32 protein-coding genes are annotated in these 24257 nt (G+C 67.5%); 30 read left to right on the top strand and 2 right to left on the bottom strand.

Annotated elements, in window-relative coordinates:
* Positions 1–434: 434 nt before the first annotated feature.
* The 28 genes from AB0M15_RS20260 to AB0M15_RS20125 all read left to right on the top strand — a co-directional run bounded on the left by AB0M15_RS20260 (position 435) and on the right by AB0M15_RS20125 (position 22719).
* Positions 435–857 (top strand): hypothetical protein, encoded by a 423-nt coding sequence (locus AB0M15_RS20260; protein ID WP_363820849.1) that lies wholly within the window; start codon positions 435–437, stop codon positions 855–857.
* On the top strand, positions 854–2443 hold the full coding sequence (locus AB0M15_RS20255) for a hypothetical protein (RefSeq protein ID WP_363820846.1): 1590 nt from the start codon (positions 854–856) through the stop codon (positions 2441–2443). Before AB0M15_RS20260 ends, AB0M15_RS20255 begins: the two co-directional genes overlap by 4 nt.
* A gap of 15 nt (positions 2444–2458) precedes the next feature.
* Positions 2459–2683: a hypothetical protein gene (locus AB0M15_RS20250; RefSeq protein ID WP_363820844.1), complete on the top strand. Its 225-nt coding sequence runs from the start codon at positions 2459–2461 to the stop codon at positions 2681–2683.
* 3 nt (positions 2684–2686) lie between these two features.
* Complete coding sequence (locus AB0M15_RS20245) at positions 2687–4042, top strand: phage portal protein (protein ID WP_363820841.1); 1356 nt, start codon at positions 2687–2689, stop codon at positions 4040–4042.
* 27 nt (positions 4043–4069) lie between these two features.
* Positions 4070–4867, top strand: a complete 798-nt coding sequence (locus AB0M15_RS20240) for an HK97 family phage prohead protease (RefSeq protein WP_363820838.1) — start codon at positions 4070–4072, stop codon at positions 4865–4867.
* Complete coding sequence (locus tag AB0M15_RS20235) at positions 4860–6380, top strand: phage major capsid protein (protein ID WP_363820835.1); 1521 nt, start codon at positions 4860–4862, stop codon at positions 6378–6380. The genes AB0M15_RS20240 and AB0M15_RS20235 overlap by 8 nt, the downstream gene beginning before the upstream one ends.
* Positions 6381–6472: 92 nt before the next feature.
* Positions 6473–6904, top strand: coding sequence for a hypothetical protein (locus AB0M15_RS20230; protein WP_363820832.1), 432 nt, complete (start codon positions 6473–6475; stop codon positions 6902–6904).
* Positions 6897–7877, top strand: coding sequence for a hypothetical protein (locus tag AB0M15_RS20225; RefSeq protein WP_363820824.1), 981 nt, complete (start codon positions 6897–6899; stop codon positions 7875–7877). Before AB0M15_RS20230 ends, AB0M15_RS20225 begins: the two co-directional genes overlap by 8 nt.
* Positions 7874–8437, top strand: coding sequence for a class I SAM-dependent methyltransferase (locus tag AB0M15_RS20220; RefSeq protein WP_363820821.1), 564 nt, complete (start codon positions 7874–7876; stop codon positions 8435–8437). Before AB0M15_RS20225 ends, AB0M15_RS20220 begins: the two co-directional genes overlap by 4 nt.
* A 12-nt stretch (positions 8438–8449) precedes the next feature.
* On the top strand, positions 8450–8962 hold the full coding sequence (locus AB0M15_RS20215) for a hypothetical protein (protein WP_363820818.1): 513 nt from the start codon (positions 8450–8452) through the stop codon (positions 8960–8962).
* Positions 8959–9270, top strand: coding sequence for a hypothetical protein (locus tag AB0M15_RS20210; protein ID WP_363820816.1), 312 nt, complete (start codon positions 8959–8961; stop codon positions 9268–9270). Before AB0M15_RS20215 ends, AB0M15_RS20210 begins: the two co-directional genes overlap by 4 nt.
* Entirely contained in the window at positions 9267–9608 is a 342-nt protein-coding gene (locus AB0M15_RS20205; protein ID WP_363820814.1) for a hypothetical protein, read from the top strand. Before AB0M15_RS20210 ends, AB0M15_RS20205 begins: the two co-directional genes overlap by 4 nt.
* 9 nt (positions 9609–9617) lie before the next feature.
* Positions 9618–9956, top strand: coding sequence for a hypothetical protein (locus AB0M15_RS20200; RefSeq protein ID WP_363820811.1), 339 nt, complete (start codon positions 9618–9620; stop codon positions 9954–9956).
* Between the two features lies 1 nt (position 9957).
* Entirely contained in the window at positions 9958–10392 is a 435-nt protein-coding gene (locus AB0M15_RS20195) for a minor capsid protein (protein WP_363820809.1), read from the top strand.
* Between the two features lie 9 nt (positions 10393–10401).
* Positions 10402–10899, top strand: coding sequence for a hypothetical protein (locus AB0M15_RS20190; RefSeq protein WP_363820806.1), 498 nt, complete (start codon positions 10402–10404; stop codon positions 10897–10899).
* 3 nt (positions 10900–10902) lie between these two features.
* A complete protein-coding gene (locus AB0M15_RS20185; protein WP_363820804.1) occupies positions 10903–11424 on the top strand; it encodes a hypothetical protein in 522 nt (173 codons plus the stop codon).
* A gap of 156 nt (positions 11425–11580) precedes the next feature.
* Entirely contained in the window at positions 11581–14007 is a 2427-nt protein-coding gene (locus tag AB0M15_RS20180) for a phage tail tape measure protein (protein ID WP_363820801.1), read from the top strand.
* Entirely contained in the window at positions 14007–16781 is a 2775-nt protein-coding gene (locus AB0M15_RS20175) for a hypothetical protein (protein ID WP_363820798.1), read from the top strand. Before AB0M15_RS20180 ends, AB0M15_RS20175 begins: the two co-directional genes overlap by 1 nt.
* Before the next feature lie 10 nt (positions 16782–16791).
* Positions 16792–17466, top strand: a complete 675-nt coding sequence (locus AB0M15_RS20170) for a hypothetical protein (protein ID WP_363820795.1) — start codon at positions 16792–16794, stop codon at positions 17464–17466.
* 13 nt (positions 17467–17479) lie between these two features.
* Complete coding sequence (locus AB0M15_RS20165; protein WP_363820792.1) at positions 17480–17797, top strand: hypothetical protein; 318 nt, start codon at positions 17480–17482, stop codon at positions 17795–17797.
* Positions 17798–17799: 2 nt separating this feature from the next.
* A complete protein-coding gene (locus AB0M15_RS20160) occupies positions 17800–18618 on the top strand; it encodes a peptidoglycan recognition family protein (protein ID WP_363820789.1) in 819 nt (272 codons plus the stop codon).
* A gap of 17 nt (positions 18619–18635) precedes the next feature.
* Positions 18636–19262: a hypothetical protein gene (locus tag AB0M15_RS20155; RefSeq protein WP_363820786.1), complete on the top strand. Its 627-nt coding sequence runs from the start codon at positions 18636–18638 to the stop codon at positions 19260–19262.
* Between the two features lie 13 nt (positions 19263–19275).
* Positions 19276–19704 carry a hypothetical protein gene (locus AB0M15_RS20150; protein WP_363820783.1) on the top strand — a complete coding sequence of 143 codons (429 nt, stop codon included), beginning with the start codon at positions 19276–19278 and terminating at the stop codon, positions 19702–19704.
* A gap of 3 nt (positions 19705–19707) precedes the next feature.
* A complete protein-coding gene (locus tag AB0M15_RS20145; protein WP_363820780.1) occupies positions 19708–19929 on the top strand; it encodes a hypothetical protein in 222 nt (73 codons plus the stop codon).
* Positions 19913–20167: a hypothetical protein gene (locus AB0M15_RS20140; RefSeq protein ID WP_363820777.1), complete on the top strand. Its 255-nt coding sequence runs from the start codon at positions 19913–19915 to the stop codon at positions 20165–20167. The genes AB0M15_RS20145 and AB0M15_RS20140 overlap by 17 nt, the downstream gene beginning before the upstream one ends.
* 3 nt (positions 20168–20170) lie before the next feature.
* Positions 20171–20626 (top strand): hypothetical protein, encoded by a 456-nt coding sequence (locus AB0M15_RS20135; protein ID WP_363820774.1) that lies wholly within the window; start codon positions 20171–20173, stop codon positions 20624–20626.
* Positions 20627–20668: 42 nt separating this feature from the next.
* Complete coding sequence (locus tag AB0M15_RS20130; RefSeq protein ID WP_363820772.1) at positions 20669–22402, top strand: hypothetical protein; 1734 nt, start codon at positions 20669–20671, stop codon at positions 22400–22402.
* Positions 22399–22719 (top strand): hypothetical protein, encoded by a 321-nt coding sequence (locus tag AB0M15_RS20125; protein WP_363820769.1) that lies wholly within the window; start codon positions 22399–22401, stop codon positions 22717–22719. Before AB0M15_RS20130 ends, AB0M15_RS20125 begins: the two co-directional genes overlap by 4 nt.
* A 66-nt stretch (positions 22720–22785) precedes the next feature.
* Here AB0M15_RS20125 and AB0M15_RS20120 read toward each other — a convergent pair whose 3' ends face one another.
* Together AB0M15_RS20120 and AB0M15_RS20115 are read right to left on the bottom strand one after the other, a co-directional pair.
* The gene (locus AB0M15_RS20120) at positions 22786–23022 is read right to left on the bottom strand and encodes a hypothetical protein (protein ID WP_363820766.1); all 237 of its coding nucleotides are present in this window, start codon (positions 23020–23022) and stop codon (positions 22786–22788) included.
* The gene (locus AB0M15_RS20115) at positions 23004–23192 is read right to left on the bottom strand and encodes a hypothetical protein (RefSeq protein ID WP_363820763.1); all 189 of its coding nucleotides are present in this window, start codon (positions 23190–23192) and stop codon (positions 23004–23006) included. The genes AB0M15_RS20120 and AB0M15_RS20115 overlap by 19 nt, the downstream gene beginning before the upstream one ends.
* A 253-nt stretch (positions 23193–23445) precedes the next feature.
* Here AB0M15_RS20115 and AB0M15_RS20110 point away from each other — a divergent pair, with 253 nt between their 5' ends.
* Together AB0M15_RS20110 and AB0M15_RS20105 are read left to right on the top strand one after the other, a co-directional pair.
* Positions 23446–23682 carry a hypothetical protein gene (locus AB0M15_RS20110; protein ID WP_363820761.1) on the top strand — a complete coding sequence of 79 codons (237 nt, stop codon included), beginning with the start codon at positions 23446–23448 and terminating at the stop codon, positions 23680–23682.
* Complete coding sequence (locus tag AB0M15_RS20105) at positions 23679–24251, top strand: DUF6879 family protein (protein ID WP_363820758.1); 573 nt, start codon at positions 23679–23681, stop codon at positions 24249–24251. Before AB0M15_RS20110 ends, AB0M15_RS20105 begins: the two co-directional genes overlap by 4 nt.
* Positions 24252–24257 lie beyond the last annotated feature (6 nt).

Here is a 24257-nt window from a genome sequence, read left to right as displayed (position 1 = left end):
CATCTGATGACGGCACCCGGGGACCAACGGGCTGGCCGTGCGTGGCAGCTGCTCATCGAGCGATGCAAGGCACGCTACGGCTGGGACTGTCACCTGTGCGGCCAGCCCATCCCACGTCACCAGCTACCGCGAGGACACCCGCTCAAGTACGAAGCAGACCACGTGCTCAGCTACGACGACTACCCCGAGCTGCGCATGGTGCTGTCGAACCTGCGTCCGAGCCACGGCCGCTGCAACAGATATCGAGGCAAGCGGGTACTCACCCCCGCCCTGGTAGCCGAAATCACGGTGAAGTTCGCGACACGCCGACCGGCCCTTGACTTCTTCAAGGGGAGGGGGGCGGTCACTGAACGTGATGGGGGCGAGCCTCCGGCAGGACCTCCTCCCGGTGCCTTCTCTCCCTGAGTAACCGTCTTTACGTATTGGGGGCGAAAATGACTACGGTCTGTAACGCACCCAACTGCGCCAAGACTGTCCCCCAGACGCCGGGCAAGCGGGCGCGCCTCTACTGCGACGCCAACTGCCGCAACAAGGCGCACGCGGCGCGCAAGGCCAACCCGGCCGCGGTGCCGACCATCCCGGCCCAGGCGGACACCCCGCCCGTCGACATGACCCTGGCGGACGTCGTCAAGCGCGACCTCGAGCTCGGGGAGCGCCTCGAGACCCTGCCGGGTCAGCTGGCGCTCGCTCTGGCCGTCCGGATCGGCTCGCCGGGCACAACCGCTTCCAGCGTGGCCACGCTGAGCAAGGAACTGCGGGTGCTGATGGCCGAAGCGCTCGCCGGGACCGCGCCGAAGCAAGGTGACTTGCTCGACGAGTTCAGTGAGCGCCTGGCGCGCAAGGCCGCCTCGGCGTGACCGCCACGCTCGAGCGGGTCGCGCCGGCGTACTTCTGGCGGCCGGAGCGCCGCGGTTCGTACGGCGACGAGGCCATCGACCTGGCGCAGGTCGCCGGCGTCACCCTGGACGCCGAGCAGAAGCACGACGTCGACGCGATGCTGTCGTACAAGGCCGGCGGCCGATGGCTCACGCTCGAGCAGGCGATCATCGAGGCCCGGCAGAACGGCAAGACCAAGGGCGTCCTGCAGACCGTCACGATCTTCGACCTGTGGATGCTGCCGCCGGACCGCATCGTGTGGACCGCCCATCTGTTCAAGACCGCCCGCGACGCGTTCAACGACTTCATCACGGCGATCGAGACGAGCTCGGAGCTGTCCCGCCGGGTGAAGAGGATCAGCTACTCCCACGGCGAGGAGTCGATCGAGCTCACCACCGGGGCACTGCTCGAGTTCCTCGCCCGGTCGATGGGCGGCGGCCGAGGCCTCGGCGGCAAGCGGTTCGTCGCGGACGAGGCGCTCATCCTGTCCAGCACCTCAATGGGCGCCCTGATGCCGACCTTGTCCGCCCGGGCGGACCCGCAGATCACCTACGGTTCCTCGGCCGGCAAGCTCGGCTCCGATCACCTGCGCAGGGTTCGCAACCGCGGCCGCGCCGGCGGTGACCCGTCCCTGGTCTACATCGAGTACTGCGCCCCAGGCGGGTGGGGAACGACGCCGTGTGCGGCGCGCGATGAGTGCGTCCACGGCGAGACCCCGGGGTGCTACTACCCGACGTGCCGTGACGGCATCGAATGCTCGCACCTGTACGGCGTCGAGGGTTGCTCGCTCGACAACGAGGAGTACTGGAAGCGCGCCAACCACTCACTCGGCCGAGTCCGCCCCAACGGCACCGGCATCACCTACGACTACGTGCGGGCTGAGCGGCGCACGCTGGACCCGATCGAGTTCGGCCGCGAGCGCAATGGCTGGTGGGAAGATCCGCCGAACGCTGAAGAAGAGGATCCCGCGGTCGACCTGGTCCGTTGGAGTGAACTCGCGGACCCCCTGGTGCCTGCCCCGACCGAAACCGTGACCCTGGCGGTCGACGTACCGCCCGATCACTCCACCACATCGATAGCCGTGGCGTGGGAAGTCGACGACCGGATCTGGGTCATGGTCACCGAGCTTGTCGGTACGTCGAAGGCGGCCAAGAAGGTGGCCGAGCTGTGCGAGGCGTACGACGTCGCCGACGTCTCCCTGCACGCCGGCGGCCCGGCCGGGACGCTCGTCGCGGCGATCGAGGACGAACTCGAGGGCAGCGAGCTCGAGCTCCGGACGATCTCGACGCAGGAGGCCGCGCAGGCCACTGGTGCGTTCGTCGACCTGATCAAGGAACCGCTCGACGACTTCAAGCGGCCCACTGGGCAGAAGCTGCTCGGCCACCTGGACCAGCTCGAGGTCAACAACGCACTGAAGGCGGCCAGGCTCCGCGACGTCGGCGACGGCCTTCAGCTGTGGGACCGCAAGGACCTGACCAACCTGGCACCGCTGATCGCGGTGACCTTGGCCGCTAACGGCTACGTGAAGCACGGGCGCGACTCGTTCTTCGGCGGTGGCTGGCGATGAGAGAGGGCCACTGACATGGCAGTGCTGGAACGAGTGCCGCTGGACCGGATCACGGTCGAGGCGAAGGCGGTGCGGCCGGGCAGGACGATCCTGCTCGCGCTGGCCGGCCTGCTGTACGGGCTGGGCTGGCTGGTGGCGAAGGCCTTCGGTGTGATCTGGCTGGCCGCGGCCTGGACCGGTACTGCGGTCAAGGTCGGCTGGATGGACGCCCGCAAGCCGAAGCTTCCCCGGGTCGACTGATCCGTGGACCTTCTCGCGCGGATCAGCGCTGCCCGTGGCGTCGAGCAGCGGTACTCCGTCGACGAGTGGGCCCAGGACTGGATGGACCAGCTCGGCTACGGCGGCGTCAGCGGGCTGGGCCTGAACCAGACCTACCCACGGCAGTCGATCGAGGAGATCCGTCAAGAGCTCCCCGCCTACATGGCCGCGCTCCAACGATGCCCGCCGGCCTTCGGTGCGCAGTTGGTGCGCGGGTTGGTGCTCTCGGGGGCTCGATTCGCATTCCGCAACCGATCTTGGACGAAGACCCCACGCCGGATCTGGTCCAGCACCGCGCTGGCACCGCTCGAGCGACCGTGGCCGAACGCAACCACCGGTGAGCTCATCAGCCGGATGGAATGGCACGCCGGTCTGGCCGGCAACGCGTACGCCCACCGCCGCAGCAGCCGGCTGCGCGTGTTGCGTCCCGACTGGGTCGGCATCATGTACGGCTCCCAGCTGGAGCCGGACAACCCGATGCACGCCCTCGACGGCGAACTCCTCGGCTACGTCTACCGCCAGGGCGGCATCCACAGCGGCTACGGCGAGCTGGAGATCCTCTCGCCCGGGGATGTCTCGCATTGGTCGCCGATCCCTGACCCGCTGTCTCCCGGCCTTGGAATGTCCTGGGTGACGCCGGCCATCAGGGAGATGCAGGTCGACCGGGCCGCGACTCAGCACAAGCTCCAGTTCTTCGCCAACGGCGCCACCCCGAACCTGGTGGTCTCCGGGATCCCCGCGAAGAACAAGGCTCAGTTCGACCGCATCGTCGAGATGATGGAGGAGAACCACGCAGGCGTGCACAACGCCTACAAGACCCTCTACCTGACCGCCGGCGCCGACGTCACCATCGTCGGATCCGATCTGTCCAAGATCGACATGAAGGCGATCCAGGGCAGCGGCGAGACCCGGATCAGCGTGCTGTCCCGCGTACCGGCCGCTCTGCTCGGTATCAGCGAAGGCCTGGCCGGGAGCGCGCTCAGCTCGGGCGGCTTCCCGTCGGCCAGGCGGATGTTCGCCGACACCTGGGTCTATCCGACGTTGCAGGACCTCGCCGCGGCGATGACGCCGATGGTGACCGTGCCCAGCGACTCCGAGCTCTGGTTCACGGCCGATGACATCCCGCTGCTGCGGGAGGACGGCAAGGACGCCGCCGAGATCCAGTCCACACAGGCCACCACCATCAACTCGCTTGTGACGGCCGGCTACAAGCCCGACTCGGTGATCGTCGCGCTCAAGGCCAACGACTGGGGCCTGCTCGTTCACTCCGGCATGTACTCCGTCCAGCTGCAGCCCCTCGGTGCCGCAGCGGCACCGCCGAAGCCCCGCACCGAAACCTGAGCCCGCACCAGCGGCAGAGGAGTAACCATGGAGACCCCGCAGATCGAGGTCGTCCGCGCCTACGCGCCGAAGACGGTGCTGCGCGCGGTCGACGACACCGCTGCCGCCGACAACACCTTCGATCACGTCATGGAGGTCCGGTTCTCGACTTTCAACACCTGGTACGAGATCGACTCCTGGTGGGAGGGCGAGTTCCTCGAGCGCACCGTCAAGGGCGCGTTCGCCGAGACCATCGTGCAGGACCGTGACGCGATCAAAGTGCTGTACGACCACGGATTCGACTACCAGATCGGCAACAAGGTCCTCGGTCCGATCGACGACCTGCGCGAAGATCCCGACTCCCCGGTCGGTGAGGTGCCGCTGTTCGACACCCAGTACAACCGTGAACTGCTCCCCGGCCTGGAGGCCGGCGTGTATGGCAGCTCGTTCCGGATGAGGGTGACCGGCGAGACCTGGGACGACGAGCCCGGCGTCTCGGCCTGGAATCCGCGCGGTCTGCCGGAGCGCACGATCACGAAGGTCCGCCTGTTCGAGTTCGGCCCGGTGACGTTCCCGGCCAACCCGGAGAGCACGGCTTCGATGCGAAGCCTGACGGACGCGTACTACGAGCGGCTGATGCCGCGTGAGCCGCAGGCGTACGACGCCGCGCTCCGCGCGATCGGCCGCTCCCGACCAGATTTCACCGGGCGACCTGGTGCGCGGAGCACAGGTGGCGGTGGCACCGACGTCGAGCCGCAGGGCGGCGACACGTCACTCACGCAAGCCAACCGAGACCGGGCCCTGCGTTGGGCCCAGCGACGCATGAAGGGACAGCACCATGGCTGACAAGCCGGACACCATGTCCACCAAGCTGGAAGAGCTCCGCGGCAAGTCGGTGACCGACCTGACCGAGGGTGAGACCCCGGAGGTTCTCCGCGGGCTGACGCCCGACGAGCTCGACCAGTTCATCGAGGTGCTCGACGCGCACCTGCGCTCGATCCACCAGAGCGACGAGGGCGAGCTGCGGGACCTGACGTCCGCCGAGCAGAGCGCCTTCGACTACGGCATGGTCGTGCGCGAGCACGCCATCAAGAAGCTCGAGGAGCACCGCGCGATCGCGGACGTGTTCCGCCGCCGGCCGAAGGCTGTCGAGGTCGCGATGACCCGCAGCTGGGGCAACTCCGACGACCCGTTCGGCGACGTCCGTCGGCTCAACACGAAGGAAGCCCGCGACCGCGCGCTGCGGAAGCTGGACGACCGGGACGCCACCGGACACATGTCCGACGCGGAGAAGGTCCAGGTCGAGCGGACGATCCGTCGCGACACGGACATCGCCCGCCGGATCCTCGTCACGGAGAACGAGCACTACCGCGAGGCGTGGATGAAGCTCGTCACGCGCACCCACCCGTTCCTCTCCCAGGAGGAGCAGCGGGCGATGGAGGCGTACGAGGAGTACCGCGCCATGTCGGAGGGCACCACCACCGCCGGTGGCTTCGGCGTGCCAGTGTTCATCGACCCGTCGATCATCCTGACCGCCCAGGAGAGCGGGAACCCGTTCCTGCAGCTGTGCACGCAGAAGACGGTCACCACCAACCGGTGGAAGGGCGTCAGCTCGGCCGGCGTCTCCTGGTCGTTCGACGCCGAAGGCAGCCAGGTCTCGGACGACTCCCCGACGCTGGCGCAGCCGGTGGTCGACGTCGAGATGGCCCGCGGCTTCATCCCGTACTCGATCGAGGTCGGGATGGACTACCCGGCGTTCGCCGACGAGATGAGCACGCTGCTCGGCGCCGGGTACGACGAGCTGCTGGTGCAGAAGTTCTCGGTCGGCGCCGGCCACGGCTCCCTCGAGCCGATGGGCCTGCTGACCGCCCTCGACGCCAACACCAACGTCGAGGTCGCCGTCACCACCGACGGCGCATTCGGCGCGGTCGACGTCTACAAGGTGTGGAAGTCCCTGCCGCAGAAGTACCGCCGCAAGGCCAGCTGGATGATGTCCGTCGACGTCAACAACCAGATCCGGCAGCTGGGCACGGCGAACAACTTCCACGCCAGCACAGTGGACCTGAAGGCCGAGGCGGCCGACGTCCTCATGACCAAGCAGGTCTACGAGTCGCCGTACTTCCCGGACTTCGCCCTGTCCACCACCACCACCTCGAACCTGCTGGTCGTGGGTGACTTCTCCAACTACGTGATCGCCCGCCAGGGCGGCATGTCGGTGGAGTACATCCCGCAGCTGTTCCAGCAGACCACGGCGGGCACCGGGTTCGGCCGGCCCACCGGCCAGCGCGGCTGGTTCGGGTACGCCCGGATCGGCGGCAACTCGGTGAACGACCTGGCGTTCCGCCTCCTGCAGGCGTAACTCCCACCGCAGTACTGAGGCGGGTCCTTGACCGGGGTGGACAAGGGCCCGCCTCACCATCCACCCCAACCCCGAAGCTTTGGAGTACCGCAATGCTGAAGATCGTCTTCGCCACCACGACCACCACCGTCTCGAACGGTCCGGGCAGCCACACGGTTGTCCACGAGGGCGAGCACTGGTGGGCCGGCGACCCGCTCGTGAAAGCGCACCCCAGTCTGTTCACGACGGACGGCCGGCATGGCTTGTGCAGCTCCGTGACGCTCCCCGAAGACGACGACAGCGCCGCACCCGAGCCTGTGATCGAGTCCGAGTGGCTGGGCCTGGTCGCGTCGTTCAAGGCCGCAGGCCTGACGCCGGAGACCGCCGCCGCGCTGGCTGAGGCGGCCAACCAGACCGCTGGCCAGGCGGCCGCCGACGAGGTCAAGACCGGAGGTGATGCCAGTGCCAGTCAGCCGACGACGCAAGCCCCGGTCGAGCAGGCCACGAAGGCTCCCGGCGAGAAGCGGACCACGCGGCGTGGCTGATCAGCCCAGCGCGGTCACGATCGCCTACGTCCACAGCAACGAGGTCGCGCACTCCTGGCACATGTCCCTGCTCGAGCTCATCGGCTACGACATGGCCAACAGCGGCCGCGTCATCGCCGGCGGCTGGCTCGCGATGCGCTGTGGCACCGACGGACTGCCGGCCGCCCGCAACGAGGCCGTGCTGCAGTTCCTCAACACCACGACCGCGGAGTGGCTGTTCTGGATCGACACCGACATGGGGTTCGCGCCCGATACGGTTGAGCGGCTGCTGCAAGCCGCGGATCCGGTTGAGCGGCCGATCGTCGGGGCGCTGTGCTTCGCCCAGCGGGAGATGGCGCCCGATGGCAACTCCGGCTACCGCGTGAAGGCAGCCCCGACGATGTACGACTGGGCGAAGGCCGGCGACAAGCAGGGCTTCCTGGCCCGGCAGACGTACGAGCCGAACACGCTCACCCGCTGCAGCGGCACCGGATCCGCGGCCATCCTGATCCACCGCTCGGTGTTCGAACAGATCCGCGACGCCTACGGGCCAGTCTGGTACAACCGGGCTCCCGAGCCGGAGAAAGATGCCGAGGGCATCCAGCGGATGATGGGCGAGGACCTCTCGTTCTGCCTCCGCGCCGGCACCCTCGAGCTGCCGGTCTATGTCCACACCGGAGTGAAGACCACCCACCTGAAGAGCGTCTGGCTGTCCGAGGCCGACTACCTCGATCAGTACCTCGTCACCCAGATCAAGGACGTCGACCCCGACGCCGGCAGGGATGCGGTCGATGACGCGATCATCGCTGCAGACCCGTCGAAGTGCCCGTCGTGCGATGGCGCGCGATGGATCAAGGATGAGAACTGGTCACCGGAGTACCCCGAAGAGCAGCGCGGGCGGCTCAACCGCAATGGCGACTACATCGGCTTGCTGGCCTGCCATCGCTGCAACCCTGACGGAGCAGCAGTGCGCGAGACGCCGGTGGCGGTATGACCAACAAGCCCACGCCGCCGGCCCCCGAGTCGCGGTGGACCCCACCGCGGCCGGACTGCCCGCACCCGGAGTACTGGACCTCGACGGACGCGCATTCCACCGAGATCGAGGTGTCCGAGCTCGTTGCCGCGTTCGTCCGGGCCCTGCAACCGGACTACGTGGTCGAGACAGGTACCTGCTGGGGTCAGACTGCCGAGCTCATCGGCCAGGCGCTACGCGCCAACCGTCACGGTCGGCTGATCTCGCTGGAGATTGACGCAGAGAAGATCGAGTACTCCCGCAATCGCTGCGGGGGCCTACCGGTAGAGGTGATCCAGTGCAGCTCGCTGGAGTTCGCTCCGACCGAGACGATCGGCTTTGCCTGGTTCGACTCTCTGCTCGATCTGCGGCTGCCGGAGTTCCTCCAGTACCGCGAGCACATGCAGGCCGGCACCGTCGTCGGCTTCCATGACACCGGACCACAGTTCGGTGCCTTCGGCCCCATGATCGCCAGCATTCCCGGCATCCGGCCCATCCAGCTACCCACACCCCGCGGCGTCACCTTCGCCGAGGTCCTCTGAAGGGGGCTGATCGTGTCCAACGACCTGGTCGACCCTTCGGAGCTCACCAGCTACCCCGGCGCTCCATTCACGCAGCAAGCGGTCGACGGTGCCGTGTGGGCACTGCGCCGGCGCGCTGGCTGGCACATCGCTCCCTCGAAGAACGAGACCGTCACCGTGGACGGCAGCGACACCCGGCTGGTCGTCCTACCGACACTGCAGCTGACCGCGGTGTCGGAGGTCCGTGACGTGTCTGGGTCCGCGCCGGTCGTTCTGCACAACTGGAGCGCCGCACGGGCGGGGATGCTGCGCCGTGCCGCTGGTTGGCCTCGGGGGTTCCAGGTGGTTGCCGCGGACATCACCCACGGCTACGACGAGACGCCGCCCGACCTGTTCCCGGTCATCGCGGCCATCTGCAAGCTGATGGCTGACGACTCGGACGTGGCGCAGGAGTCGTTGGGCGCCTGGTCCACGACGTTGCGCGATTCGCTCACGGCCGAGCAGAAGGAAACGGCCGACAGCTACGCGATCCCGAGGTTCGCGTGACTCTGCCGGCCCGGCTGCGCACGCACACTATCCAGGTCGAGCCGTACCAGGGCACGGGCGCACGCGGGCCGGTCTTCGGTACTGCGGTGCCGGTCACCTGCCGCGTCGAGGAGAAGGTCCAGCTGGTCCGCTCCGACACCGGCGAGGAGGCGGTGTCCTCGTCGATGGTGTTCTGCGACCTCGACGTCGTCATCCCCGTCGAGTCCCGCGTCACCGTCAACGGCCGCGTCACCTCGGTGCTGACGGTGGCGACGTTCGACACCGCCGGCCGATCCCGCCTGGAACACAAAGAGGTCTTCCTCGCGTGAAGGTGTCCTGGAACACCAGCAAGGCGAAGGAAGCAGTCCGGCAAGGCGGCGAGAAGGGCCTGGCTGCAGGAGCGCAGCTCGCGTTCGAGGCCTCGCAGAACGAGGTGCCTGTCGACACCGCTCAGCTGAAGCAGTCCGGCAAGGTCCTCGTCAAAGGCAAGCGGGCCACCATCTCGTACGGCGCAGGCCTGCCCGACCAGCGCGCCGTCATCGTCCACGAAAAGTTGGACCTCCAACACCACACCGGTACGGCCAAGTACCTCGAAGTGCCTGTAGTGGCGTCGGCCCAGCGTGTGTTCCAAGCGATCGCAGACGGCATCCGCCGGAAGCTCAGATAGGAGACCCCAATGGCACTGCTTGCAGTGGTCAACATCAACGATGCCGCCGGCACCCAGATCGACTTCGTGGCGGCGACCGTCACCACCGGCGACACCATCCCGATCACCGACGACCGCACGAAGGCGCTCGTCAACAACGGCAGCGGCGCCCCGATCACGGTCACGGTGTCCTCGTACAAGAGCATCTACGGCCTGGTCACCCCCGACCGGGTGGTGACCGTTGCTGCGGGCAAGCTCAAGGCGATCCCGCTGTACTACGCCTTGAACGCGGACCCGGCCAACTCGTACCGCGCGAAGCTGGTCTGCTCGTCCGTCACCACCGTCACGATCGCCGCAGTAGCCGACTGACGTGGGGTTCACCACCGACCTGCTCACCGGTCTGGCCACCCGGTGGCACAACGCAGGGATCGCGGTGTACCAGGCGACCGGTGCCTACGCGGCCAACGACATCGCCATCGTTCTCGGCGTACCAGGGCAGAACCCGGCTGCGCAGATCGCCCTCGCGGTCTATAACAACGGCGACGACGCCACGCTGTCCGACTCCACCCCGATGGTCCAGGTCCGTTTCCGCGGGCAGAACGCCGATCCAGTCGGGGCCGATGACCTGGCCGACGCCGTGTTCGACGACCTGCAGGGGTTCACCGGCAACTTGCCGAACGGGATCCGGGTCGTCTTCGCCAAGCGCAACTCGACCTTCCCGCTCGGCATCGACGGCAACGGCCGCCAGGAGCGGACAGACAACTACGAACTGACGGTCCATCGGCCGTCGGCGCATCGCGAATAGGAGAGTGACATGCCCGCAACCACAAAGGTGCCGCTCGGCGCGTCGACGACCGTGCGCAAGTGGTACCTCGACGTCAACACCGGCACCTTCGCCAGCCCGACCTGGGTCGGCGTCTTCGGCATGACCGAGTTCAAGCCGGCCATCGACCCGACCACCCAGGACGACAGCGACTTCGACGGTGGTGGCTACAAGTCGGTCACCAAGACCGCCGAGGCCTGGGGCTGCGAGTTCAAGGTGGCCCGAAAGGTCACCGCCGCCGCGAGCACGGCATACGACCCGGGCCAGGAGTTCCTGCGTCTGAAGGCGATCGGCCAGTTCGGGCCGGCCAACTCGGTGGACATCCGGTACTACGAGATGGAGCCGAACGGCCCCCGGATCGAGTCGTACCGCGGCAACGCGGCCGTGTCCTGGTCGCCGGACGGTGGGGCGATGGATGCCCTCGACATGGTCTCCGTCAAGCTCGACGGTCAGGGCAAGCTGACCCCGACGACGCACCCGGCGCCGTAACCGATGCCGTTCGAGGACCTCGGCAACTGGGCCGAGCTGGTTGGGCTGAAGCTCCCGATCGGCGGCAAGACCTACATCCTGCCGCCGATCGGCGCGAAGCTGGGCCTGCGGATCGTTGCACTCTTCGAGCTCGGCGCCGACCTCGCCCGTGGACGCGCCCCTGGCGCCGTCAACCAGGAGCTGCTCAGCGACGAAGACGAGGAGAACCTGTTCAAGCAGGTCCTGGGTCCGGTTTACGACGAGATGCTCGAGGACAACGTCCCGTGGCCGGCGCTCAAGCACGCCGCGATGACGGCGATGATGGACGTCGTCTACGACCGTGAGCGTGCCGAGAACTTCTGGTTGCGCCTGGGAAAAACGACGCCGGCGAAGAAGCCGGCCAAGAAGCCGGCGGACCGGTTGCCCCGCAAGGCTACGGCGAGCAAAACGAGCACGGCCTCCACCGGTACGTCGACCCGCCGCCGAGCGCCCGCAAAGAAAGCGGCGGCGCCACGTGGGCCCAGATCCTCGCCCTCTGGCACCTGATCGAGCCGGACTTCCAGCAGTACTACGGCATCGACCTCGAAGACCAGGCGCTGGTCGCCGCACGTAGCTGGCGCTGGCTACGTCTGCGCATCGAGGGGCTCATGTACGACCCGAACACCCGGTTGGCCCGCGGGCTGACCCCGGAGAGGGGCGCCAGTGTCGCTGAAGGTCGGTGAGCTAGAAGCGGACGTCATCCTCGACGACTCCAAGTTCGACAAGGGTCTCGACGGATCGAAGGACCGTTTCAACCGCTTCGCCAAGACTCTCGCCCAGGAGGCCGAGAAGTCTGGCGGCACAGCGGGTACCGCACTCAGCGACGGGCTCGACAAGGGTATGGGCCGGGCCGGCAACAAGCTCGGTCAAGAGTTTGCGAAGAGCCTGGGCCGTGACGCCGCCAAAGCTGGCGAGACCGCCGGCGACGAGCTCGCCGACGGCGTTGACCACGGGCTCGATAAAGCCCGCGACAAGGCCAAGAAGTTCAACGACGACCTGAACAAGGGCGCCGCGAAGGGCGGCGGCGAAGCCGGCAAGTCCCTGACTTCCGGGATCGGCGACGGGCTCAGCGGGCTCAAGGCGCTGCCCGCGCTGGCGGCCGGCTCGGCGCTCGGTGCGGCGGTGATCGCCGGGTTCATGGAAGCCATGGACATCGAGGACGCCAACCACCTACTCGCCGCGCAGCTGGGCCTCAACGAGAAGCAGGCGGCGAAGTCCGGCCAGATCGCCGGCGACCTCTACAAGAGCGCCTTCGGGGATTCCGTCGCCGACGTCAACCAGGTACTGGAGACCGTCTTCCAGAACGGCCTGGCCAAGATCGGCGACTCCGAGGACGCGATCAAGGGCGTCACCACGCAGGTGATGAACTTCTCCAAGATCTCCAAGGAGGATGCACTACCGGTCACCCGCGCCGTGGCGCAGATGCTCAAGACCGGGCTCGCGAAGAACGCCACTGAGGCCTTCGACATTCTGACGCGTGGCCAGCAGCTCGGGATCAACAAGTCCGAGGACCTGCTCGACACTCTGAACGAGTACGGCACCCAGTTCCGCAAGCTCGGTCTCGACGGCAAGGACTCCCTGGGTCTGATCAACCAGATGCTCCAGGGCGGCGCACGCGACGCGGACACAGCCGCCGACGCCATCAAGGAATTCAGCATCCGGGCGATCGACGGCAGCAAGACCACCGTCGACGCCTACAAGTCCCTGCACCTGAACGTCAAGGCGACCACGAAGGCCTTCGGCGAGGGCGGTCCTGCGGCCAAGAAGGCGTTCGGTGACATCCTCGACCAGCTGAACGCGATCAAAGACCCGGTTGAGCGGAACCGGATCGGCGTCGAGCTTTTCGGCACCAAGTGGGAGGACCTCGGCGCCTCGATCGGCAAGGCCGACCTCGACACCGCCGCGGCTTCGCTCGGCCAGGTGGCCGGCGCCGCCAAGGACGCCGGCGACACCCTCAACGACACCACCTCGTCCGGGCTCGCGAGCGTCGGCCGCACGATCAAACTGTCGATTGTCGATGCCATCGGCAAGTATGCGCTGCCCAAGCTGAAGGAGTTCGCCGGCTGGTTCAACGGGCCCGGCAAGTTCGTCCTGGTGTCCTGGGCGCTCGACGCTGCCTCGGCCTTCCTCGACTTCTCGGACAAGATGCTCGCCGGTCTGCAGTCGATGCTCGGCGGCCTGTCCAAGTACGCCAAGATCGCGCTGATCGCGGCCGCCGGATCCGTTGCCGTGTTCAACCCCGGCATGGCGATCAACATGCTCAAGCAGGCCGACGCCGTAGGTAAATGGGCCGACGAGGCCAAGGACGGCTTGGGCGGCGCGCGAACCGAGCTGCAGGGCTGGAAGAGCCAGCTGGACAAGACGAACCTCAAGGTCAAGTTCCAGGCGGACATCGCCGAGCTCGACGCGAAGATCGCCACCGCCCAGAAGGAACTCAAGAACCCCGACCTCACCAAGACCCGCAAGGCTGAGCTGACCGCCGAGATCAAAAACCTTATGGCGCAGAAGGCCAAGGCACTCGGCACCACCGGGCTCGCCGACCCGAAGCTGATCGCCACCAAGACGGCCAAGCTGACCGCGGACATCCGGACACTCGACCAGAAGATCGCCGACGCCAAGAAGGCGCTCAAGGCCCCCCACCTGACCGCCACGAAGACCGCTGCGATCAAGGCGGACATCCGGGACCTACTGGCCAAGAAGAAGCGTGCCCAGGATGCGATCAACGCGCTCAAGGGCAAGACTGTCAAGGTCGTCATGCAGTACACCTCCACCGGCGTCAACCTGACCGCGCCGTCGAGCGTCGGCCGAAGGGCAGGCGGTGGCCCGGTGGAGAAGGGCACGCCGTACATAGTCGGCGAGAAGAACCCGGAGCTGTTCGTCCCCGACGAGGACGGCAACATCCTGCCGCGTGTCCCATCGCCTAACGGTGGAGGTGGCTCGCCGTACGCCGGCGCCAGCGGCTCGGTTGTCGAGGTCCGCCTCGAACTGCACGCGACCAGCCGCCGCGACCAGCTGCTCCTTGACGAGCTGCGCGACGCGATTCGGATCCGCGGCGGCAACGTGCAGACCGTGTTGGGTCCGCCGCGCTGATGGCGTTCCCGGCGGACGACCGCGACGTCCTGGTCGAGATGAAGATCGGCCCCACCACGTGGACCGATATCACTGCCGACGTCTACACCCGCGATCTGATCGAGATCACCCGGGGCCGCAACGACGAAGGCGCCGAGGCCGCCCCCTCGTTCTGCAGGTTCAGCGTGGACAACACGGGCGGAAAGTATTCCTTGCGGAATCCGCTCAGCACGCTCTACGGCAAGATCGGGCGCAACACCCAGGTCAGGGTCTCCCTCCAGACAGACCCCGTGTACGACGCCTACAGCAACGCGTCCGGAACCGGCGACTTGTCCTGGACGCACACCCCCGTCGGCAACCCCACCGGCGTGTGCGTGTTCATCTGGCAGTACAACACCGCGTCAGGCCAGGTCGCTTCCGTCACTTACGGCGGCGTCACGATGGAGCGGAAGATATTCGGGCTGTTCGCGCTCGGCGCCACCAACATGGTCGGCTACTGCTACTGGCTGAACACCAACATCCCGGACGGCCCCCAGACCATCGTCGTCGACACGACCGCGACCATCCTGCGGCAGGCGAGCGCAGTGTCCGTGACCGGTGGCAGCAACGCCGAGATGGACAACTCGGGCTTCGCGAACAGCGGCGGCTCAGCATCAGCCAACCCAGGCATGGCGCTGCTGACATTTAAGCGGACCCGGCTTTTTGGTTCCATGTTCAGCGAACTCGATGACGGCTCAACGATCAGCGCCGGCACCGGCTACGTCGAGCTGGGCGAGCACGACATCGGCACCGAGACTGTCAGTGTTGAGCGATCCGCCGTTCTGCCAGCCGGAAACTACGCAATCGGCTGGAACGCAGCTTCGGCGCACTGGGGAATCATGACGGTCGCCATCCGCACCGTCTACTACCGGTCGACCACCGAGATCCCGGCGCTGCCGCCCCGCTGGAACGACACCGGAACGGATCCATCGATCCCGATCGAATCAGCCGGCCTGCTCCGACGCCTCGGTCAGGGTACCGACCCGGCGCAGACCGGGCTCCGCGACTACATCCTGTCCCAGCCGCAGAGCCTCACCTCGTACTACCCGTTGTCCGGTGCCGAGGGCACCAAAGAGAGCATCAACCTCGGCTCGACCTGGAAGGGATCGACGAGGTTCTCCGGCGTCAAGGACCCCGGCCCTGGCCCGGTGTTCACGTACGGCGTCGACATGGGCTCCTACCTCGGCACAGGAATGGAACTCAACGCCACCGGCAACACCTCGTACATGTTCGGGCAGGTCGGCACCGGCGAGCCCTCCGGCGCGGCGTTCGACTTCGTGTGGCAAAGCCCAGCCATGGGCGTCCTCACCGCCGAGATCCAGGACTACAACCTCAACCGGTGGTCCGTCACCCTCAACACCTCGAGCGACGACTGCACCGCGCAGGTCTCGTTCATCGACCCCAACGTAGGCCCGATCGGGTTCGCCGCAACAGCGTTCCTGCCGGAGCTCCAGAACACCGACGTCCACCACTGCCGGTTGCAGGTGATCGTCGTCGGAGCGGACACCAACTACACGCTGTACATCGACGGGGTCTCCGTGAAGACCGGGACAATGGCCGGGTACAAGTGGCTGGGCACCTCGGTCTTCCGCCTCTACTACACGCGGTACGTCAACCAGACCGTCATGAACATCGCCCACATCACCGTGTGGTCCGAGAACAACCCGGCCGTCATACCGTCCGCCGCAGCCCTCACCGCGGCCGCGAAGGGTTACGCCGGCGAGACCGCCGGCGACAGGTTGCTCCGGATCTCCAGCGTTGGAGCCATTCCGCTCACCATCGTCGGAGACCCGGCTGATACGACCGTCATGGGGCCGCAGTACAGCGAGTCCAAGCTCACCCAGCTACGGGACGTCGAGTCGACCGACCTCGGGATCCTCGCCGAGCCACGCGACCAACTCGCTCTCACGTACCGGACCAGGGCTTCGATGTACGCCCAGGCACCGAAGGTCACCCTCGACATGTCCGCCGGTCAGGTGTCCGCGCCGTTCGAGCCGACAGACGACGACACCTACACCCGCAATGACGTCACCGCGGTACGCAGGGAAGGCGACAGCTACCGGATCATCCAGACCGTCGGGAAGCTGTCGATCTCCGACCCGCCAAACGGCGTGGGCCGGTACAAGGACGAGGTCACCGTCAACGTCCAAACCGACGCGCAGCTGCCCGGGTTCGCTTCGTGGCTGATGAACGCTGGAACCCTCGACCAGGCCCGCTACCCGTCGATCACAGTCGACCTGGCCAAGAGCAGCATCGTCGACGCCGGCCTCGAGGCGGCCATCCTGGCGCTCGACTACGGCGACCGAATCCTGCTGTCCAATGCCAGCTTCCTCAACATCTACGACGACATCTCCCTCATCGTGCTCGGCTACACCGAGACCATCGGGCCACACGAGCACAAGATCCGATTCAAATGCATGCCTGAAGCGGCGTACGCCGTAGCTGTCTACGGCACCTCGCCCACCGTGGGTACCGACCATTACGACACCAACGGGTCCGCGCTCGCCGCCGGCGTCAACTCGACCGCCACATCTCTGTCCGTAAAGGACACGGGCGGCACGTTGTGGACCACCGACGCGTCGGCGTTCCCGTTCGACATACAGGTCGGCGGCGAGCGGATCACGGTGCAGAACATCACAGGCACTAGCTCGCCGCAGACGTTCTCACCAGTCATCCGCAGCGTCAACGGTGTCGTCAAGAGCCACCTCACCGACGCTGACGTCCGGCTGTTCCGCACCCCCCGCTACGCACTCTGAGGAGGCTTGAATGGTCTACGCGCAGGCCGGCGACCGCGTTGTCGCCCCCGGGCTACCGAACGTCCAGGTCTTCACCAGCAACGGCACCTGGACCAAGCCTGACGGACTGCGCGCGGTCATGGTCGAGGTCGTCGGCGGTGGCGGCGCAGGCGGCGGAACCACCGGCGTCACAGCCAGCACCCAGGGCGAAGGCGGGTACGGCGGGGGCGGCGGGTACGCCCGGAAGTTGTTCCAGGCAAGCGAACTGTCCGCGACGGAGACCGTCACCGTCGGCGCCGGCGGAACCGGTGCCAGCGGGGCCGCGGGCAACGCCGGTGGAACCAGCGTCTTCGACTCGGTATCCGCCACAGGCGGCGGTGGAGGCGCGGTCGTGGCGAACGTCGCAGCCGGCAGCAACAGCGTCGCGAACGGAGGCGCTGGAGGTGTCGGCGTCAGCGGAGATTTCAACGTCAACGGGTCGCCCGGATTGAAGGGCCGGACGCTTAACGGCATCGCCGTACTGACCGGGTCCGGCGGAACTTCTGGCCTCGGGTTCGGCGGTGGCGCACAGTCCAGAACTGCCGCTGGCACGGGCAACGCCGGCGCGGCGTACGGCGGTGGTGGGGGCGGTGGCTTCGGCGCCGCGACCGTCACCACGGGCGGCGCCGGATCAGCAGGCGTCGTAATCGTCACCACCTACTTCTGACTCGGGAGCCCATATGCATACCGACTGGATCATCGCCTTGAGCGCCCTCTGCGGCGCGCTCATCAGCATCGCTGGCTTTGTCCGCTTCGTCGGCCACCCTCTCGTAAAGATCTGGAAGCGCGTCGACGCCTTCCTCGAGGACTGGAACGGCACCCCCGGCCGGCCCGGTCGGCAATCCACCCCATCCATGCCTGAGCGCATGGCCACCGTCGAGGCCGGCCTGGCCGCAGTAGAGAAACAGGTCACCCCGAACGGCGGCAACACCACGCGCCTGGGCGACCGGGTTGTCCGCATCGAGCGGGCCCTCGGCAACGAGCCGGAAGGCACCTGACCATGGTCGACTATCTACCCCGTTCCGCCTGGGGCGCCCGCGCCGCGAAGTCCGGCCCCGGCGACCTCACGCTGTCCCGCGTCGTCGGTACCGCGGTCCACTGGCCCGGCACCGAGTCCAGCAAGCCGATCAGCAAGACGGGCGTGGCGTCCGCGTTGCGGGGCTGGCAGGCGTACCACATGGACCCCGAACCGGGCGGCCGCGGCTGGTCGGACATCGCCTACCAGGTCGCCGTCGACCAGTGGGGTCGCGCGTGGACACTCCGCGGGCTCCGCACCCAGTCCGGTGCTAACGGCGACAACAGTGTCAACGAGACGTACGGCGCGGTGCTCCTGGTCCTCGTGCAGGGCGAGGAGCCGACCGAGGCGATGAAGGCCACGGTTCGCGAAGTGATGGCCGACTACGACCGGCTGTACCCGAACTGGGCCCACGTCGTCGGACACGGAGACATCCGCCCCCACGGCGGAACCGACTGCCCCGGCCCGGCGGCCAAGGCGGCACTCAAGCGGGGCGAGTTCTTCCCTCGTCCTTCAACCCCCACCCCGACAACGCCGGAGGACAACATGGCGAACTGGACCGAAGACGAGCTACGCAAGATCAACCGCGAGGAGCAGGAGAAGTACGCCAAGCGGTTCTGGACCGACCCGACTGGCACCGGCACCGCGCTGATCAAGAAGGTCGAGGCCCTCGGCAACGGTCTCGTCGCGATCGGCGCGCAGCTCACCGCCGAGGACAAGGCCGACGACGCCGCGCTCAGCGCTGCCGTCGCCGAACTCAAGGCAGCGATCGCCGCTGAGGTGCCCGCGCCCCCAAAAGCCTGACCGACCGGCTGGGGCAATTGGCGGTCGACGGCTACCTGATCAACAACAACGTCCACAAACCCGACCTGGCCGGCGAGCAGACGATGTACGTCTACGGTCCCGGCTCCTGGTACGTGGTCGCGAACCATTCGAAGCCTGGCGTACCGCCCGGTGCGATCAAGTCCTACCCGGATACGCAGCGGAACTTCGCCGACCGGACGATCGACTCGTTCACGCAGATCGTGGCCGAGTACTCGATGACCAACCCGCCGGCCGGCGAGTGGAACGCCGCCTTCGATGTCTGGATCGGCGGGATCGGTAGCAAGTCCACGGCCGAGGTCATGGTCTGGACCGACCACCGCTACAACGGCGTGATCCCACCACCCAACGCCGAGATGTCCAGCACCGTCGTCATCGACGGCCAGTACTTCAACGCCTGGTGGCGCCGCAACGGCAACGGTGGCCGCTACATCGCGCTGGCCATGAACCCCAGGAAGTCCAGCGGCTCGGTCGACCTGCTGAAGGTCTTCCGCTGGCTCGTCCAGATGGGCTGGCTCAAGGGCACCGACAAGGTCGCGGCGATCGAGTACGGCGTCGAGATCGCGAACACCGCCGGCGGCGAACAGACGTTCCGGCTCAACGAGTACACGCTCACCGCGAACTGATCGGAGCAATGAAATGCCCAACTTTTTCCGGCGGGATCCCGCCGCCTACGTGACCGCCCTCGAGGCGTTCCTCATCCTCGCGATCTCGTGGGGCTGGTTCGGACTCACCGAGGACAAGCTCCCGCTGATCATGGCGGTCGCCTCCGGGCTGCTCGGCGTGGTCACCGCGATCCTCACCAAGCGCACCGGATTCGCCCTCGCGATCGGACTCGTGAAGTCCACGATCGCCTTGCTGGCCGGGTACGGACTCTTGCTGACCGACAACCAGACGACCGCCATCATCGGCGCTGCGGTCGTCCTCCTGGGCTTCTTCAACTGGACGCAGACCGAGCCGGCCGAGAAGCCAGGGCTGCACGAAGAGGATCCCGGACAGCTGCTCGAGGTCGCTGGATCGACCGGCGCCGTCAGCGACGCCGGCTGGCGCTCGCCGCGGGAAGCCTGACCGATGGCCGACCTCTGGAGGCCGCCCACAGGGGTCGGCCTACTCAAGCACCACGCCACCAGCAAGACGGTCACCCTGCCGGACGGCACAAGGGCGCTCGTCACCCTCGACGACTCCGGGACCGTCGAGCACACCGAGACGCCGGAGCGCCTCGACGTCGTCGTCCGGCCCCGCACAGTCCGGATCCAGATCAGGAAGGGGCGGGGCAATGTCGAGAGCCGATGACATCCGCGCGGCGGCTGAGTCAGCAGCCAGGGTCGCTGAGCTCGAGGACGAGCTGCTCGCGGCCAAGGACGACGAGTCCGTCACCGCCGAGCTGAAGCACGAACTGCGCTACGCCCGCTGGGTGCAGCGTGGCGGACCCGCCGACGAGGAAGCCGCTCTGGCGGCCGAGGACGGTGCACACACAAACCGGGCCGTCGCGCAGCTGTACGCGCGCTGGCTGACCGAGCAGGAGGGCTGACCGATGGCTGTCACCGCATCCGGCCTGTACGGCCTCACCCTCGAAAAGCAGATGAACGCGACGGCGCTCCCGACCAACGGCCTGGAGTCCGAGACCGCCGTCAAGGTGCTGATGGTCACGGACTCCGAGGTGCCGAACTTCGACACCCACGACTTCCGCAACGACGTCACCGCGGAGGTCACCGGCACCGGCTACACGGCCGGCGGTGTCGTCATCACCGGCACCGAACTCACCCTGGCCGGCGGCGTGCTCACGTATGACGCCAACGACGCCTCCTGGTCTTCGTCGACGATCGCCAACGCGATGGCTGCGATCGGCTACTTCGGCCGCGGCGGCGCGTCGTCGGCGGACGAGCTCGTGTTCCTGTCCGACTTCGTGACCGCCGCGAGCTCGAGCTCCGGCACATTCACGGTCCAGTGGAACGCCGCCGGCATCTTCACCGTCGACTACACGCCCTAGTCACGATCCGCCGGCGACGACAGCGCTGAGAGAGGCGATCCGGTGGTCACCAAGATCGACCAGGTCGGCCCCTCGGCGATCGCCGGCGCGTCGCTGATCGGACCCAACTACCCGGCGACCGTCCTCGCCGGTGACTACCTGATGCTGTGGGTGAACTACGAAGGCGCCGCGAGCAACAACGACACCCTGAGCGGCTGGGGCAGCAAGGTACTGACGCTTGCTGGCGGCAACATCTTCAAGTCGCTTTATATCAAGGTGGCCGCCGGAGGCGAGACCGGATCGGTCGGTACGATCGCCGCGTCAGGCGCGACGTACATCATGGCGACTGTGATCCGCTTCCGGCCCACAACCGGCGGCAACGTGATCATCCGGGGATCCACCGACTACGGTGTGGACAGTACGACGGGTGCCGCGTACAGCGCGGCCTCGCAGGCGGCGTTCACCACGGTCTCCGGCGGGCTGATGGCGTACGACGTCGCCTTCGACAACACGACCACCAGGTCGGGCCGCGGGATCTCACAGTCCGGGGCAACCTTCGGCGCGAACACGGCCTACTTCGGTTCCGGCACCAACATGCTCGAGGAAGCCGGGCACTACCCCGTTACGACCGGGGCGGTCGGGACGATCACGCAAACGTTCACCACCCTCGGCACGCCGTCGCAGGGCATCACAGCCTTCGTGATGCTGACCGAGGGTGCGGCCTCCAGCGACGCCACCGCCACCCCGGCCGCGGTCGTCAGCACCGTCGCTGCTCCGCAGGCCACGCCCTCGGCCGGCGCCACCCAGAGCCCAGCCGCTGTCAGCGCGGTGGTGGCGCTCCCTTCCGCCGTACCGTCGCTGCCCAAGACGGTCGCTCCGGCGCAGGCCGTCACAGTAGTAGCGCTCCCGGTGGCAGCTCCGTCCGGCGGCGGTACTGCGACGCCAACTGTCGTTACAGCCGTCGTCGCGCTGCCAGTAGCTACTCCGCGAGGCGACGGCACCGTGACGCCCGGCGTCGTCGGCGCGGTCGTCGCAGCCCCGGCCAGCGGGCGCTCCGTCGGCGCCGGCCCCGCGGTACTGCCAGCTGTGCTCAGCGCGCCTCAGGCGACGCCGCTCGCGGGTGGTAGCGCAACTGCAACCCCAGCGACCGTCACCGCTGCCGTGGCAGCGCCCCAGACATCCCCGTCCGGGTCGGCCGCGACTTCCCCGGCGGTGACGGTCTCCACCGTGGCGCTCCCCCAGGCCACTGTGGTGGCCGGGGCCGCGGCTCAGCCGGCCACCACAGTGGCGGTCGCAGGCCTGCAGCGTCCAGCGGTGTCGGTGGTCGCCGGACCGGCTGCAGTCGTCGCCACCGCAACGCTGCCCCAGGCGACGGTGTTGGCAGGCGGCAACACCACTGTGACGCCGGCGTCGATCGTTGCCCTTGTCTCGATCCCACTCGCCGCACGATCCGCAGGAGCAACCGTCACACCAGCCAGGATCGTCACCACGCTGTCCGCGCCCCTGGCGTCACCCACGATCGACGACGTCGCGACTCCCGGCGTCGTCCAGGCCGCGGCCGCGGTACCGAACTCGTCCCGGACGGCGGCCGCGGTCATCTCACCAGCGACCACCGTGCTGATCTACGCGTTCCCGCTGGTCACCGCCGGCGGACCGCCCCCCGCCTTCACGCCCGCTCTCGACGCCATCGCATCGACACGGAACACCCGAGGAACCGCGGCCACCCGCCAACTCGGCAGCACAGCCGTAACCCGCGACCTGAACGGCGCGGCCACCACACGGGAGGACGAAGCGTGAAAACTGGGGATCTCGAGCCGCCGTGGATCGTGGACATCAGCGACGCTGGCGCCCAAGCCGACCTCAACACCGTGCAGGACTGGCGGTTCGTCGCCTCGCTCAACAACGTAGTCGTCTTCACCGACACCGACCCGGACGTCGTGGTCGACACCACCCACACCTACAAGGCTGCTATCACCCACAGCTGGGTGTCCGGCGAGACGGCCAACGACGGCACCCTGCGCGCTGAGGTCGTCGCCGTGTGGCCCGGCGGCCGCGAGCAGACCTTCCCGGGTGAAGGCCACGCGACCTTGCGGATCGAACCCAGCTACGACTGACCCACCCAATGCCGAAGCGGCCCACTCTCCCCCGTCCGGGAGGGTGGGCCGCTTCTACATGTCCGCCTACTCGACGAACGCGATCGGGTGACTCTCGTAGTACTCGTTGCTCCGCCAAGTGCCGAGGATCTGTCCGCCGACGTCGTACTGGACATGCATCTTGTGCTGGGTGCCGGCCGGTCGCCCGCACCGCCCCCGGTCGCGGCAGATCGCGAACTCCCAGTACCAGTCGCCGTAGTCCGTACCCCGCAACGGTGGCGGATCTGCGGCGACCGGCGTCTGGGTCAGTCTTCGCTCAGCCATTCGACGCCGAGCGCGTCACGGTGGTGGCCTTTGTGGTAGCCGAGTACACAGGGCTGCCCAACGGCCGAGCGACCGTCACAGGCATCCGCCGCATGCAGGACAGGCCAGCCCTGCTCGTTCAGGTCAACCTCCGGGCCGGTTTGCACCCGGTCACTCACGTTCTGCGCCATCGGTCCTGTCTCCCGTTCGTGGGCGGCGGCGGCCCCCCGACCGCTCTTCGAGGGACCGCCTGTGGAACGGTCGGGGCGGCGAGGCAGGAGATCCGGCGCCACCCCGACCGGTGCGGCGAACCAAACGCTATGACTTGGGTGAAACTGGGGGAAGAAAGTTTCTTTAAGTTTCTTTTGAGCCGTTGACTCTTGTCCGGCCAGGCAGCACCCTGACAACGCAACTCCACCTACACTCACGTACAGGAGAACTGCCATGGTCGATCAGCCCGTACAGCTCAAGCACATCGCCACCGACCCCGACACCGGCCGGGACGGCTGCCCGTCGTTCTACGAGACCGGCGACGGCAGGTACATCGTGCAGGGCTACCAGCTCACGAGCGCCGATGCGCGCGGCCAGCTGGTGAACTTCCCTGAAGGCGAGGACGCGGTGATCGTCACCAAGGGTCTCGTCGACCTCATCGTCGCCCACCACAAGCAGACGCCGGCGTGACCGAGACCAGCACCTTCGCTGCCGCCGGAGCCGAGTTCATCCGCTTCGCCCGCAGCTACCAGCACACGGCGTACCGGCAGGAGGTGCGAGACAACTACGTCGACCCGGACGAGGTGCCGGACATCAAGCGCTTCCTCGCCCGGGAGCCGCTCGACGAGTCATGGATGGACGATTGGCTGGGCCTGATCCTGCGGCGCACGCTGGCAGGCCAGCGGATCCACCGGGTCCGGATCGTCACCGAGCCGTGGTCTGACTACACGCGGTTCGGCCTGAACCTGTCGCGGCTCAATGTCGCGGCCGGAGAGGACATCCGGTACCTGTCCCGCGATCACGCCGACGGGCTCGGTTTGCCGGAGTACGACTACTGGCTGCTCGACTCGTCCAAGATGTGCATCCTCCGTCACGACGACCAGGACGTCCTCCTGGGCGCCGACATCGTGACCGACCCCGCGGTCGTCGTCGAGCACGCCCGCTACCGTGACATCGCCCAGCGGTACGCCCTCCCGAGGGCCGCCTACCTGGCGCAGTTCGGCAACGAGTACCTCAGCAAGACCAACATCGACAAGTAGAGCGAG

The organism is Kribbella sp. NPDC051718 (assembly GCF_040681515.1).
GTDB lineage: Bacteria > Actinomycetota > Actinomycetes > Propionibacteriales > Kribbellaceae > Kribbella.
Note: the sequence above shows the minus strand (reverse complement) of the source record. Positions and strands in the feature narration are given on the sequence as shown.

What these genes read in the sequence shown, in the direction of transcription:
- AB0M15_RS20145 (WP_363820780.1), top strand. Translation starts at nt 19,708, where the DNA reads ATGGCCGACCTCTGGAGGCCGCCCACAGGGGTCGGCCTACTCAAGCAC.
- AB0M15_RS20185 (WP_363820804.1), top strand. Translation starts at nt 10,903, where the DNA reads ATGCCGTTCGAGGACCTCGGCAACTGGGCCGAGCTGGTTGGGCTGAAG.
- AB0M15_RS20235 (WP_363820835.1), top strand. Translation starts at nt 4,860, where the DNA reads ATGGCTGACAAGCCGGACACCATGTCCACCAAGCTGGAAGAGCTCCGC.
- AB0M15_RS20115 (WP_363820763.1), bottom strand. Translation starts at nt 23,192, where the DNA reads ATGGCGCAGAACGTGAGTGACCGGGTGCAAACCGGCCCGGAGGTTGAC.
- AB0M15_RS20165 (WP_363820792.1), top strand. Translation starts at nt 17,480, where the DNA reads ATGCATACCGACTGGATCATCGCCTTGAGCGCCCTCTGCGGCGCGCTC.
- AB0M15_RS20200 (WP_363820811.1), top strand. Translation starts at nt 9,618, where the DNA reads ATGGCACTGCTTGCAGTGGTCAACATCAACGATGCCGCCGGCACCCAG.
- AB0M15_RS20110 (WP_363820761.1), top strand. Translation starts at nt 23,446, where the DNA reads ATGGTCGATCAGCCCGTACAGCTCAAGCACATCGCCACCGACCCCGAC.
- AB0M15_RS20140 (WP_363820777.1), top strand. Translation starts at nt 19,913, where the DNA reads ATGTCGAGAGCCGATGACATCCGCGCGGCGGCTGAGTCAGCAGCCAGG.
- AB0M15_RS20160 (WP_363820789.1), top strand. Translation starts at nt 17,800, where the DNA reads ATGGTCGACTATCTACCCCGTTCCGCCTGGGGCGCCCGCGCCGCGAAG.
- AB0M15_RS20240 (WP_363820838.1), top strand. Translation starts at nt 4,070, where the DNA reads ATGGAGACCCCGCAGATCGAGGTCGTCCGCGCCTACGCGCCGAAGACG.
- AB0M15_RS20175 (WP_363820798.1), top strand. Translation starts at nt 14,007, where the DNA reads ATGGCGTTCCCGGCGGACGACCGCGACGTCCTGGTCGAGATGAAGATC.
- AB0M15_RS20135 (WP_363820774.1), top strand. Translation starts at nt 20,171, where the DNA reads ATGGCTGTCACCGCATCCGGCCTGTACGGCCTCACCCTCGAAAAGCAG.
- AB0M15_RS20120 (WP_363820766.1), bottom strand. Translation starts at nt 23,022, where the DNA reads ATGGCTGAGCGAAGACTGACCCAGACGCCGGTCGCCGCAGATCCGCCA.
- AB0M15_RS20260 (WP_363820849.1), top strand. Translation starts at nt 435, where the DNA reads ATGACTACGGTCTGTAACGCACCCAACTGCGCCAAGACTGTCCCCCAG.
- AB0M15_RS20150 (WP_363820783.1), top strand. Translation starts at nt 19,276, where the DNA reads ATGCCCAACTTTTTCCGGCGGGATCCCGCCGCCTACGTGACCGCCCTC.
- AB0M15_RS20230 (WP_363820832.1), top strand. Translation starts at nt 6,473, where the DNA reads ATGCTGAAGATCGTCTTCGCCACCACGACCACCACCGTCTCGAACGGT.
- AB0M15_RS20190 (WP_363820806.1), top strand. Translation starts at nt 10,402, where the DNA reads ATGCCCGCAACCACAAAGGTGCCGCTCGGCGCGTCGACGACCGTGCGC.
- AB0M15_RS20220 (WP_363820821.1), top strand. Translation starts at nt 7,874, where the DNA reads ATGACCAACAAGCCCACGCCGCCGGCCCCCGAGTCGCGGTGGACCCCA.
- AB0M15_RS20250 (WP_363820844.1), top strand. Translation starts at nt 2,459, where the DNA reads ATGGCAGTGCTGGAACGAGTGCCGCTGGACCGGATCACGGTCGAGGCG.
- AB0M15_RS20170 (WP_363820795.1), top strand. Translation starts at nt 16,792, where the DNA reads ATGGTCTACGCGCAGGCCGGCGACCGCGTTGTCGCCCCCGGGCTACCG.